This window comes from Parabacteroides sp. PF5-6 (assembly GCF_029504695.1).
Lineage (GTDB): Bacteria > Bacteroidota > Bacteroidia > Bacteroidales > Tannerellaceae > QVMG01.
This window is the reverse complement of sequence record NZ_JAQFIN010000007.1, coordinates 114117-125541: the sequence shown is the minus strand read 5'-3', so window position 1 is coordinate 125541 and position 11425 is coordinate 114117. Positions and strand designations below refer to the sequence as shown.

The window sequence follows — 11425 nt, the reverse complement described above, 5'->3', positions numbered from 1 at the left end:
ATAATTCTATAACGTCCGGAACTTCTTGAATTCTTCAAAAAGTTCCTATCTTCGCAGCCATTAATATTCACTTAATTAACAGGATTATTATTATGAAGAGAAAAAGTTTTAACTTACTGATGGTTGCCGCACTGGCAAGTAGTGTTTTATTTTCATCTTGTATCGGATCTTTCAGCTTGAGCAACAAACTGTTGGACTGGAACCGGAATATCGACAGCAAATTCGTGAACGAATTGGTATTTATCGCTTTCTGGATCGTACCGGTGTATGAAATCTCTATGTTAGCCGACGTATTGGTGATCAACTCTATCGAGTTCTGGAGTGGAAGCAACCCGGTTGCCGACGCCGGTAAAGTAGAAACTATCGATACAAACAATGGCGTATATACCGTAGAAACGAAAACCGACGGATACCATATCCAGAAAAACGGAGAAGACAAAGCGATTGAGTTGGTATTCGATGCTTCCGACAAGAGCTGGAGCGTAGAAGCCGAAGGCGAAAGCACCAAACTGTTGCGCTTTGAAAACGAAGACGAAGTGGTCATGTTCTTACCTGACGGACAGGAAATGAATGTTGAATTAAGCCAGGCCGGCGTATTGGCATTCAAACAGGTAGTCGACAATTATACGTTTTACGCTGCACGCTAAGTCACTACAAACCTCCCGCTGCGGAGGCTTTGCATACTGAAAATATTTACACGGCCCTATTAGCCTCCCCAGCCGGGGAGGTTGGTGGGGCTTTAACACATAAAATACATGAAATACTCAATCACAAAAGCCCTCCTCTGTGCCTCCTTTTGTCTATTCACATGCGGAGCCGCCCAAGCAGAAAAGAAATTGCCCTATTGGCAAGACATCCAAACTGTAGCCGTCAACAAAGAAGCGCCACGTTCTTCTTTTATGACCTACCCCGACCGGGAAACAGCGCTGACCGCGCGCTTCGAGAACAGCGATTTCTATGAACTGTTGAACGGGACGTGGAAGTTTTACTTCGTCGACTCGTATAAAGACTTGCCCGAGAACATCACCGATCCTTCGGTCAATACCTCCTCCTGGCATGATATCAAAGTGCCGGGCAACTGGGAAGTGCAAGGTTTCGGCACGGCCATCTATACCAATCACGGTTATGAGTTCAAAGCACGCAATCCGGAGCCACCGTTATTGCCCGAGGCCAATCCGGTGGGTGTCTACCGCCGGGACATTGAAGTGCCTGCCGGCTGGGACGGACGCGATATATACCTGCATATCGCCGGAGCCAAATCGGGCGTATATGTCTACCTCAACGGCAAAGAAGTGGGTTATAGCGAAGACTCCAAGAATCCTGCCGAGTTCCTGATCAACCCGTATCTCCAACCGGGCAAGAACACACTCACCTTGAAGATCTTCCGCTGGAGCACCGGCTCATACCTCGAATGCCAGGACTTCTGGCGTATCAGCGGGATCGAGCGCGATGTGTTCCTCTGGTCGCAACCCCAAACCGGACTGCAGGACTTCCGCGTTGTCTCTACCCTCGACGACACGTACACCGACGGGATCTTCCGCTTAGCGATCGATCTGAAGAATAAAACAAAAAAAACGCTGCCTCTGACTATTGGCTATGAGTTACTTGACGCGAAAGGAAAAATAGTCACTTCCGAAGAAAAGAACATCTTCGTCAGCCCTTTCAATGCGCATACCGCTGCTTTCGAAGCGACTTTACCTAATGTTGCCAAATGGAGCGCCGAGTATCCGAACCTCTATAAATTATTGATGACCGTCAAAGATAACGAAGGTAAAGTACTGGAAGTCATCCCTTACAACGTAGGTTTCCGCCGAATGGAGATCAAACCGATCGATCAGATCGCCGGTAACGGCAAGCCTTACACCGTCTTCTTATTCAACGGTCAGCCGATCAAACTCAAAGGAGTCAATATCCACGAGCATAACCCCGAAACCGGTCACTACATGACCGAAGAGTTGATGCGCCGCGACTTCGAGATCATGAAACAAAACAACATCAACTCCGTACGCTTGTCACATTACACCCAGGATCGCCGGTTCTACGAGCTTTGCGACGAATACGGATTGTATGTCTACGACGAAGCCAATGTCGAGTCGCACGGTATGTATTACAACCTGCGCAAAGGAGGATCTTTAGGAAACAACCCCGAATGGCTTGTGCCGCACCTCTCGCGCTTCGAGAATATGTTCGAACGCAACAAAAACTATCCTTGCGTCACCTTCTGGTCGCTGGGTAACGAGGCGGGCAACGGTTACAACTTCTACCAGGGATACCTCTGGCTTAAAGAGAAAGACAAGAACCTGATGCAGCGCCCGGTCAACTACGAACGTGCCTTGTGGGAATGGAATACCGATATGTACGTGCCGCAATACCCCAGCGCCGCCTGGCTCGAGCAGATCGGTGCCGAAGGGAGCGACCGTCCGATCTGTCCGTCGGAATATGCCCACGCGATGGGTAACTCCACCGGTAACCTCCGGGGACAATGGGAAGCGATTTATAAATATCCGAACCTGCAAGGCGGGTATATCTGGGACTGGGTTGACCAGGGTATCCTCGAAGTCGACAAGAACGGACGCCCCTACTGGACGTATGGTGGCGACTACGGTGTGGATCAGCCCAGCGACGGTAACTTCCTCTGCAACGGTCTGGTGAACCCCGACCGCACCCCGCATCCGGCTATGGCCGAAGTGAAATACACGCACCAGAACATCTGGTTCGAACCGATCGATCTGGCCGCCGGAACGTTCAAAGTTCTCAACCGTTTCTACTTCACCCGCTCGGGTAAGTTCCAGATGTCGTACGCCATCAAAGAGAACCATAAAACAATCCGCACCGGCAAGTTCAAACTTGATATCGAGCCGCAAGGCACAGCTGAATATACCGTACCAATGGGAAATCTCAAACCTAAAGCGGGAGTGGAATACTTCATTGAATTCCGCGTCCATACATTGGCCGCCGAGCCATTGATTCCCGTTGGACATGAGATCGCTTACGAACAGTTCCAACTGCCCGTCGAAAGCCAGAAAAAGGCGTATAAGACCAGCGGTTCCAAGCTGTCACTGAACGAACATGGCGATAACCTGGAGGTGAACTCACCGAAAGTGAAGTTTGTCTTCAATAAGAAGAGCGGTCTGGTCACCTCCTACCAGGTAGACGGAACAGAATATTTCGCCGAAGGCTTTGGTATTCAACCAAACTTCTGGCGCGGTCCGAACGACAACGACTATGGTAGCGGCGCGCCCAAACGCCTGCAGATCTGGAAAGAAAGCAGCCGTAACTTCAAGGTGACCGATGCCTCGGCTACGATGGATGGGGACAACGCGCTGTTGAAGATCAGTTACCTATTGCCTGCCGGCAACCTGTATATCGTGCAATACAAAGTCTACCCCAGCGGTGTAGTCAACGTAGCCGCCCGCTTCACCTCTACCGAGATGGAAGCCACCGAAGTCGAGATGTCGGAATCCACCCGTACGGCCACCTTCTCGCCCGGCTCGGATGCCGCGCGCAAAGAAGCTTCGAAACTGATTGTTCCCCGTATCGGTGTGCGTTTCCGCCTGCCGGCCACGATGGAGAATGTGCAGTATTTCGGACGCGGACCGGAAGAAAACTACTGGGACCGCAAGGCGGGAACGGTTGTCGGTCTGTATAAGACAACTGCCGAAGCGATGTATTTCCCTTATGTTCGCCCGCAGGAGAACGGACACCATACCGATACGCGTTGGGTTGCCCTGACCGCCGGTAAAGGCAAAGGGCTGTTGATCGAAGCCGACGAACTGATCGAATTCAACGCCCTGCGCAATTCGATTGAAGACTTCGACTCGGAAGAAGCCCTGCCGCATCCGTACCAGTGGAACAACTTCTCACCCGAAGAGATCGCCAAGCGCAACGATGCCGACGCGAAGAACAGCCTGCGCCGCCAGCATCATATCAATGATATCACGCCGCGCAACTTCGTCGAAGTATGTATCGACTACAAACAAACCGGTGTAGCCGGCTACAACAGCTGGGGCGACCGTCCGCTGCCCGAGTACAGCCTGCATGCCAACCAGGAATACAACTGGGGCTTCACCCTGATCCCTGTATCCGGCGAAAGCAATATCCCCGGCAAAACCGGCTTCGAATACAAATAAGAAGGTCATTCCTTCCACCATACGACAAAGGCAGTCCCCAACGGGGCTGCCTTTGTTTTTGTAAAGAAAAAAACGGAACGTTTGAAGTAGCGAATGCAGAAGCCGTGCTTGCATGGATTATGCCGAGTCACGCCAAACGACTAATTTTAATGAAGATTTCAGATCATCCCGAACCGAAGGTCGCTTAGCGAAGCATAAAGCAAATCTTGTGACCACAGCCCCTTTTTTCAAACTACCGGTACTTTGCGCGCAAACTACTAATATTTTGTCGACAAACTACTGGTATTTTGTTCGCAAACTACCGGTAGTTTCTGAAGAGAATATTAATATCTCATTTTCAAGAACTTAGAAGTTTGGCATTATTCGTTACTTCGTAGGTCGTTGAGCTTTGTGAAATCAATCCCAAACGAAGTTCTCCACAATAATACGGGGGGATCCAAGGAAGGTATAAAGGGGTAAAAAACAGACAGCTATTTACGGCATGCCGGGAGCGGGGAAATCTTTCAATAAATCGAGTAACATCCGCAAGGCTGCCCGGGAGGATTGTTCGATAACTTCCAGGCGGTTTCCTTCGAAGTGGAAAAGATTGGATTGGATCCGGTCTTTATAGAGGGCGGCAATCCAGACGGTGCCCACCGGTTTGTCGGGCGTACCTCCACCGGGACCGGCAATGCCCGAAGTAGCCACAGCGCAGTCGGTATGCAACAACCGGCTGACGCCTTGCGCCATTTGTTCGACAACCGCCTGACTTACGGCACCGTATCGTTCGAGATTTTCCGCCGAAACGCCCAGGACTTCCTGTTTGACCCGATTGCTATAGGCTACGACACCACCCAGGAACCAGGCGGAGCTACCCGCCACGGAGGTGATCCGGTGGGCGATATGCCCACCCGTACAGCTTTCCGCCGTCGCCAGGGTCAGGCCTGCGGCAGATAGGCGTTGGGCAAGCTGTTCTTCGATCATATTACGACACGGGAGAAAGGGACGGCATCCATCGGACAGAAGTCGCCATCGAGGTATTTATAATAGCCGGTGATCGCGACCATCGCCGCGTTGTCCGTCGTAAAAGCAAACTTAGGGATATACACTTTCCAGCCGTAACGCCGGGCATGATCGAGAAAGGCATCGCGCAACCCGGAGTTGGCAGATACCCCTCCGGCGACGGCCACCTCCCGGATGCCCAGGTCTTTCGCCGCTTTGCGTAATTTATTCATCAGGATATCCACCACGGTCGCCTGCAGCGAAGCACAAAGGTCTTTTTTGTGTTGCTCGATAAAATCGGGATCCTCTTTCAACCGGTCGCGCAGGGTGTAGAGAAAAGAGGTTTTCAGTCCGCTAAAGCTATAGTTATACCCCGGGATATGGGGTTTGCTGAATGGAAAAGCATGCGCATCGCCTTCATTGGCTAAACGGTTGACCACCGGTCCACCGGGATAACCCAAGCCCATCACTTTGGCACATTTATCAAAAGCTTCTCCGGCCGCATCGTCGATGGTCTGGCCGATCACTTCCATCTCCCGATAGCCATTGACCTTGATGATCTGGGAATTCCCACCCGAGACCAACAGGCATAAAAACGGGAACGAAGGCTGAGCGGCATCTTCCGGTGTCTCTTTGATGAAATGCGCCAGGACATGCGCCTGCAGGTGATTCACCTCGATCATCGGGATATCCAGCGACAACGCCAATCCTTTGGCAAAAGAGGTACCCACCAGAAGCGACCCCATCAAACCCGGCCCACGGGTAAACGCGACCGCCGACAGTTCCGACCGGTCGATCCCCGCCCGTTTGATCGCTTCGGCCACCACGGGAATAATATTCTGCTGATGTGCCCGCGACGCCAGTTCGGGCACCACTCCCCCATATGCCTCATGCACCGCCTGACTGGCAATCACATTGGAAAGCATCACCCCATCCCGAATCACCGAAGCCGACGTATCATCACACGAAGACTCAATACCTAATATTGTTACAGACATTCTATTCTAAATTTGAGTGCAAAATAACGAAATAAATTCGTATCTTTGTTTATCTGATGCGACTGTTATGACAATATTAGAGTTAAATGCAAAGAAGAAAGCTCCCAACCAATACTCTCCCGAAGAATTAAAAGAAAGGGCAATACTTGCCATTGAACAAATGGAAAGAGGAGAAGGCACCCCCCACGAAGAAATGACAAAGAAATTTACCGCTAAGCCATTACCCCGCCAGGAGTAAGTCTGGATCAAGTGGTTATAACGGCGATCGTCCTGAAAGGACAGAGAGCGCTGTAAGCGCGTTAGAACCCAGCCCGGGGTAAGAACCTTGAAAAGGTTCGCCACCCCGGGTTAATGGATGAATAATCAACAGAGCTCTGTAAGAGCGAAAGAAAATCTATCGCGCTTACAGCGCTCGGTTGTGTGTGTGCTGTCTACCCTGGGTGGCGCAGACCTAACGGCCTGCTGACCCAGGGCTAAGTGCTAACGCGCTTTCAGCGCTCTCTGTCCTTACAGGACGACTGATGCTACTACTTGATACTCCAAAAGAGGTGTATAGAGTATAGAATGGCGGACATTTAAGCAAGATTTACATTGCAATTGAAAAATCTATTGCGATATTATTGTAGTTTTGTGGATTAAAAGATAGAGAGGTAGAAAGATATCAGAGGACTCAAATACATAGTCATTACTTTACTTGTCTTATTCTGGATATTTTACGCGGTGCCGGCCATTATGTTGAACATTCCGTATGTACAACGCCAGGTTTCTCAGACCACAAGTGAAAAGCTATCCGAATATCTGGGCGTACCGGTCCAGGTAGACAAGATCCGGATCAGATGGATTAACCGCCTGGTGATGGAAGGGGTTTATCTGGAAGATCAAAAAGGAAAACCTTTACTCGAAGCGACGCATGTCTCCGCGGGCTTCAAATTACTACCTATATTGCGGGGACAATATGTGTTTACGACCGTGCGCCTGTTCGGCTTCGACCTGCATCTGGAAAAAGAGACGCCACAGGATAAACTGAACCTGCAGTTCGTGATCGACGCGTTCGCCAGCCGCGACACACTCAAGCAACAACCGGAGATCGATCTGCGCCTTAACTCCGTTCTGTTGCGCAGAGGGAACATCACCTACCATGTTCACAGCGAAAAGCTTACGCCCGATCGCTTTAACCCCAAACATATCGACATCGAGAACATCAGCGCGAATATCTCCCTGAAAGCGTTCAACAAAGACAGCGTCAATGCGAACATCAAGAAACTCAGTTTCGATGAACATTCCGGATTCCGGTTGGATAAACTTTCCATGAACCTGGTGAGCAACCGGGACAGCGCCTATATCGACCATTTTGAGATTCGCCTGCCGACCACCCAATTGAAGATCGACAAAGCCCTGATGGACATCTCCCGGGTAGACGGACTGACCACCCTGTTCAACGACGCGCCAATGGAGCTCGATATCCACTCCTCTTCTATCGGGCTCAAAGACCTGTCGCCTTTTATCCCCGCATTCAGCCATTTCACCGACAGGATCCAGTTGTCGGCCAAAGCATCCGGCACGATCAACAACATCAACCTCAAACAACTGACGGTCAAGCAAGACAACCACCTTTTCTTCGACGGTCAGATGGAGATGAAAGGCATTACCACCCCGGAGGATACGTATGTCTTCGGAAAGGTGAACCGGATGTTCGTCACCAAAGAAGGCCTCCACACCCTGGCCAATAACTTCAGCAAGGAGCCGTTGGTATTGCCCGCGCCGGTGATGCGCCTGGGCACGGTCAACTTCAAAGGGGAGATCTCCGGATTCTTCGATAACCTGGTGGCCTTCGGCGAATTATCCTCCGATATCGGTTCGTTGCAGACGGATATGATCTTCGGTCGGGACAAAGAAAAGAATATCGCGGCTTACGTCAAGGGGCATGCGGCAACGTCCAACCTCTCCCTGGTCGACCTCTTCGAAGAGAATAACCCCTTCGGCAATGCCCGCTTCTCATTGACCGTCGATGCGATCCGTCCGGTCAAAGGCAATGCCAAAGTGAACGTACAGGGAGAAATCGGCGAGTTCGAATACAAAGGATACACCTATGAGAATATACTCCTATCCGGCAATTTCAACCCCAACGGAGTCGATGGTTTTATCGAGATCAACGACCCCAACGGAGCCCTGCGCGCCGAAGGGATCCTGCAGAACGAAGGCAACAACTCCGTCTTTAATTTCACCGCCGACCTGCAACATTTCCGGCCGGACCGGCTCAACCTGAGCGACCGGTTTGAAGAGCCGGAGCTCTCCCTGCGGTTGAATGCCGACTTCACCGGAAACAATATCGACTACGCCCAGGGACAGATCATCCTCGACAGCCTTTCGTTTCGGACCCGCCCCAGCGACTTCTTCCTCGAGAAGATGAAGATCGAAGCGTCCGGCCATGCCGAAGAGCGTCGCCTCACCCTGTCGTCCGACATCGTGAACGGGGAGATCGTCGGCGCTTATTCTTTCCACACGATCATCCCCAGCCTGATCCATACCTTCGAAGCCTATCTGCCTACCCTGATCAAAAACCGGAAGAGAGAAGAGAAGATCGAAGAAAACAACTTCTCCATCCTGCTTACGGTAGAGAATACGGAAGAGCTGTCGCAAACCTTCAAACTGCCGGTGACGATCGTAGAACAGGCACGGATCAGCGGGCATTACAACAACCGTTACGATAAATTCCGGATAGAAGCCTGGCTGCCTCAGTTCAACTTGCAAAACTCGACCTTCCAATCGGGTTATCTCTCCTGTGAGAACCCGAAAGACAAGGTGAACCTGCAATTGAAAGCCATCAATTACAACAAAAAAGGACTCGAGAACCACCTCAGCTTCCAGGCCGACGCCGGAGAAGACCTGATCAATACCCTGATCGCCTGGGAAAACAACAAAGAGCAGGAATACAAAGCGGAGTTTTCCGCCTCCGCCTTGTTTATCGAAGATCTGAATGAAGAGGAAAAACCGGAGTTACGCACGGAGATATCGATCCACGAAAGCCCCGTGGTCGTAAACGACAGCCTCTGGCTGATCGATCCGTCATCGGTGACGATCAAGAACCAGAAGGTGAATATCGATAACTTTATGGTGGCCCACAACCAGCAGTTCCTGCACCTGGACGGCACCGTATCGCCCGACCCGACGGATACCCTGTACATGAACCTGCAGCAGATGGAGCTGAGCTATATCTTCGAGATCCTGAATATTCCCGTCTTGCAGTTCGGCGGACAGGCCACCGGCGCCTTTGTGGTCAACGACCTCTACCACAGCCGCATGCTGCATACCGATCTGATGGTCGAGAACTTCTCTTTCAACAAAGTGCCTTTGGGGCTGTTGAACCTCTACAGCGAATGGGACGATAGCCAGCAGGGAATCCTTATGCTGGGCTCGATCTACAAGAACGATAGCACCTGGACGGATGTGAACGGCTATATCTTCCCGATCAAACCCAAAGAAGGGCTATCGCTTCATTTCGATGCGAACGATATCGATATCTCTTTCCTGCAGCCCTTCCTCAACAATGTCGCCCAGAACGTCAAAGGCCGGGGATTCGGGCATGTGCACCTGTTCGGCCCCTTCCATGAACTGACGGCGGAAGGCGATGCATACGTGGAAGAGGGTGGCCTGGGCATTGAATTCCTGAATACCTACTATACCTTCTCCGATTCGATCCACCTGGATCCTTCCCAGATCCAGATCAAAGAGGTGACGGTCTATGATAAGTTCGGCAATACGGGAAAGGTGAATCTCGACTTCAATCATAAATACTTCCATGATTACGACTTTACCGCCACGATCCAGGCGAATAAGATCCTTTTGTACGACCAAACGGAGAAGAACAGCCCCATGATCTACGGTACGGCGTTCGGCAGCGGTAGCGGTACGATCCAGGGGAATGAGAACCTGATCAACTTCGATATCAGCGTACGCAGTGAGCCCGGCACATTCGCCGGATTCAACTTTATGACCAATTCGGCATCTTCCGAATACGATTTTATCACCTTTATCGACAAAGATCGTTTGCCCGAGGCAACCACCCCCACCGCTCCCGACTCCATCCGGCGGCGACCGGCAAACACCGACGGCGCCGAGTTGCGCATGAACTTCCAGGTCGATATCACACCCGACGCAACCATCGAACTGATCATGGACCCGGCAGCCGGCGACCGGATCAAAGGCAATACCAACGGGAACCTGCAAATCCAGTACGGCACCCGATCCGATCTGAAGATGTACGGAGGTTTAAATATCGTTCAAGGCAACTATAACTTCAGCCTGCAGCAGCTGATCTACCGCGACTTTAAGATCCGCGACGGCAGTACGGTCAGCTTCCAGGGCGATCCTTTCGGGGCGACGATGAATATCGATGCGATCTACAGCGTGACGGCGAATATCGGCGATCTGGATCAGCATCTGTTGCAGGAGAGCGACCGGGTGAACGTTCCGGTCAACTGCGTATTGAAGCTCGACGGTATGCTGCAGAACCCGCTGATCTCTTTCGACCTCGAACTGCCGGGATCGAACGATGAGATCGAACGACAGGTCCGCAGCTTCATCGATACGGAAGATATGATGATCCGGCAGGTGGTGTATCTGATGGTGCTTCATAAGTTCTACACGCCCGACTATGCGACGACCTTATACCGGACCAATGAATTCAGCGCCGTAGCCTCCTCGGCTATCTCTTCCCAACTGTCGAATATGCTGAATACGATCACCGACAAAGTGCAGATCGGCACGAATATCCGCACCAGCCAGGACCGTTTCGACGATACCGAAGTCGAGATGCTGCTCTCCAGCCAGCTGCTCGACAACCGGCTGATCTTCAACGGCAATTTTGGCTACCGCAACAGCATCAGCCTGCAAAAGAATGTATTCGTCGGTGAGTTCGACCTCGAATACAAACTCACCCCCGGCGGAGAAGTCCGCCTCAAAGCCTATAACCATGCGAACGATATGTATCAATACCTCAAGCAATCCCTCTTCACCCAGGGTGTAGGCATCCTTTTGAAGAAAGATTTCACCACGCTGTACGACCTGTTCTACCGGCGCCGCCGCCCTCTCGTACCCGCCCTTCCTCCCGAGCCACAGGAGGCAGCCCTTTCCGACTGATCATCCGCCTTTTTTGGTTTCCCGCCGGCCATTATTATTTTGAGGTACCTCAAAACAGATTATGACGTACCTCAAAACGAATTATGACGTACCTCAAAACGGATTATGACGTACCTCTAAATAATTTTAGCCGGCAGCATGGCAGATTTTTCGGCCGGACTGAAAAGAAAAGACTAC

6 protein-coding genes are annotated in these 11425 nt (G+C 51.3%); 4 read left to right on the top strand and 2 right to left on the bottom strand.

Annotated elements, in window-relative coordinates; genetic code table 11:
* Nucleotides 1-92 precede the first annotated feature (92 nt).
* Together M2133_RS10265 and M2133_RS10260 are read left to right on the top strand one after the other, a co-directional pair.
* Complete coding sequence (locus M2133_RS10265) at nucleotides 93-647, top strand: DUF3332 domain-containing protein (protein WP_277466031.1); 555 nt, start codon at nucleotides 93-95, stop codon at nucleotides 645-647.
* 108 nt (nucleotides 648-755) lie between these two features.
* Nucleotides 756-4130 (top strand): glycoside hydrolase family 2 TIM barrel-domain containing protein, encoded by a 3375-nt coding sequence (locus M2133_RS10260; RefSeq protein WP_277466030.1) that lies wholly within the window; start codon nucleotides 756-758, stop codon nucleotides 4128-4130.
* A gap of 474 nt (nucleotides 4131-4604) precedes the next feature.
* Here the strand turns inward: M2133_RS10260 and M2133_RS10255 are convergent, their stop codons facing one another.
* Nucleotides 4605-5093, bottom strand: coding sequence for a CinA family protein (locus M2133_RS10255; RefSeq protein WP_277466029.1), 489 nt, complete (start codon nucleotides 5091-5093; stop codon nucleotides 4605-4607).
* Nucleotides 5090-6109, bottom strand: a complete 1020-nt coding sequence (tsaD, locus tag M2133_RS10250; RefSeq protein ID WP_277466028.1) for a tRNA (adenosine(37)-N6)-threonylcarbamoyltransferase complex transferase subunit TsaD — start codon at nucleotides 6107-6109, stop codon at nucleotides 5090-5092. Before tsaD ends, M2133_RS10255 begins: the two co-directional genes overlap by 4 nt.
* A gap of 67 nt (nucleotides 6110-6176) precedes the next feature.
* Here tsaD and M2133_RS10245 point away from each other — a divergent pair, with 67 nt between their 5' ends.
* Both M2133_RS10245 and M2133_RS10240 read left to right on the top strand, forming a co-directional pair.
* A complete protein-coding gene (locus M2133_RS10245) occupies nucleotides 6177-6347 on the top strand; it encodes a hypothetical protein (RefSeq protein ID WP_277466027.1) in 171 nt (56 codons plus the stop codon).
* Between the two features lie 494 nt (nucleotides 6348-6841).
* Nucleotides 6842-11248 (top strand): translocation/assembly module TamB domain-containing protein, encoded by a 4407-nt coding sequence (locus tag M2133_RS10240; protein WP_277466026.1) that lies wholly within the window; start codon nucleotides 6842-6844, stop codon nucleotides 11246-11248.
* Nucleotides 11249-11425 lie beyond the last annotated feature (177 nt).

What these genes read in the sequence shown, in the direction of transcription:
- M2133_RS10260 (WP_277466030.1), top strand. Translation starts at nt 756, where the DNA reads ATGAAATACTCAATCACAAAAGCCCTCCTCTGTGCCTCCTTTTGTCTA.
- M2133_RS10245 (WP_277466027.1), top strand. Translation starts at nt 6,177, where the DNA reads ATGACAATATTAGAGTTAAATGCAAAGAAGAAAGCTCCCAACCAATAC.
- M2133_RS10255 (WP_277466029.1), bottom strand. Translation starts at nt 5,093, where the DNA reads ATGATCGAAGAACAGCTTGCCCAACGCCTATCTGCCGCAGGCCTGACC.
- tsaD (WP_277466028.1), bottom strand. Translation starts at nt 6,109, where the DNA reads ATGTCTGTAACAATATTAGGTATTGAGTCTTCGTGTGATGATACGTCG.
- M2133_RS10265 (WP_277466031.1), top strand. Translation starts at nt 93, where the DNA reads ATGAAGAGAAAAAGTTTTAACTTACTGATGGTTGCCGCACTGGCAAGT.
- M2133_RS10240 (WP_277466026.1), top strand. Translation starts at nt 6,842, where the DNA reads ATGTTGAACATTCCGTATGTACAACGCCAGGTTTCTCAGACCACAAGT.